The 1,411-nt window shown below is 70.0% G+C and carries 1 protein-coding gene; it reads left to right on the top strand.

The window, feature by feature from the left end:
• The first annotated feature begins 67 nt into the window (after positions 1 to 67).
• Positions 68 to 1,387 carry an ISL3 family transposase gene (locus B4F19_RS00005; protein ID WP_422662290.1) on the top strand — a complete coding sequence of 440 codons (1,320 nt, stop codon included), beginning with the start codon at positions 68 to 70 and terminating at the stop codon, positions 1,385 to 1,387.
• Positions 1,388 to 1,411 lie beyond the last annotated feature (24 nt).

The following is a 1,411-nucleotide window of genomic DNA, read 5'->3' as shown; positions in this document are numbered from 1 at the left end:
GGCGGGTAGGGGTCGAGGTCCCCGAGGATCAGTAGCGCCAACTGCTGCTCCAACCGAGGACCTCGACGTGTCTCACCATAGTTCGGGGTGCGCTGATGCGCGCTCTGCCGCTTGCCCGTGTTCCCGCTGCGATCTGCTGCTCGGTCTCGACGGCGTCCATGTCGAGGCGGTCGAGCGTCTGGACGGGCTGCTGGTGGTGACGGTCTCGAGCCCCGCGGCGCCGGCCGGTTGCCCGTCGTGCGGGGTGCTCGCTGTCGGTCGGGGTCGCCGCCGCCGCGTTCTTCACGACGTGCCCGGCGCGACGCGGGTGCGACTGATCTGGCGGCAGCGGGTGTGGCGTTGTGATGATCCCGACTGCATGAGGAGGACGTTCGTGGAGCAGGTCCCGACCCTGGTCGCCGCGCGCGGGTCGATCACCATGCGCGCGGTGACGTGGGCGATCGGGCAGCTGCGCCGCGAGCACGCCACGATCGCGGGCCTGGCCCGACAGCTGGGCACGTCGTGGAAGACGGTGTGGCGGGCCGTTGAGCCCGAACTCGTCAAGCTGGCTGCCGACGAGTCCCGGTTCGAGAACGTCACCACCCTCGGCGTCGACGAGCACATCTGGCATCACGTCGACTCCCGCAAGCGCGGCCCGAAGGAGCTGACCGGGATGGTCGACCTGACCCGGGATGAGCACGGTCGCACCCGTGCCCGGCTGCTCGACCTCGTGCCGGGCAGATCGGGGAAGGCCTACGCGGCCTGGCTCGACGAGCGCGGCGACGCGTTCCGGAACAACGTGAAGGTCGCGGCGTTGGACCCGTTCGCCGGATACAAGACCGCGATCGACGACAAGCTCGAGGACGCCGTCGCGGTGCTCGACGCGTTCCACGTCGTCAAGCTCGGCACCGCCGCCGTCGACGAGGTCCGCCGACGTGTCCAGCAGGACACCCTCGGTCACCGCGGCCGGAAGGGCGATCCGCTCTACGGGATCCAGACCATCCTCCGCGCCGGCGCCGAGAACCTCACCGAGAACCAGCGGGCACGGCTGGTCGCGGCGATCGAAGCCGCCCCTGCCCATGATGAGGTGTTCGTCGCGTGGCAGTGCGCGCAGCAGCTGCGCTCCGCCTATCACCAGAAGGACCTCGCCGAAGGGCGGAAGATCGCAGAGAAGGTCGTGGAGTCGTTCCACACCTGCCCGATCCCCGAGATTGCACGCCTCGGCCGCACCCTCCGGCGGTGGACCGACGCGTTCCTGGCCTACTTCACCACCAACCGGTCATCGAACGGCGGCACCGAGGCGGTGAACGGGATCATCGAGCTCCACCGCCGCCTCGCCCGCGGCTACCGAAACCGGCACAACTACCGCCTCCGCATGCTCCTCGCCGCCGGCGGCCTCACCCCATGACCCCCACCGGAAGTCCGAAGAGCC

The sequence above is a fragment of the Microbacterium sp. UBA1097 genome (assembly GCF_002313585.1).
Taxonomy (GTDB): Bacteria; Actinomycetota; Actinomycetes; order Actinomycetales; family Microbacteriaceae; genus Microbacterium.
This window is presented reverse-complemented; position numbering and strand designations above follow the sequence as displayed.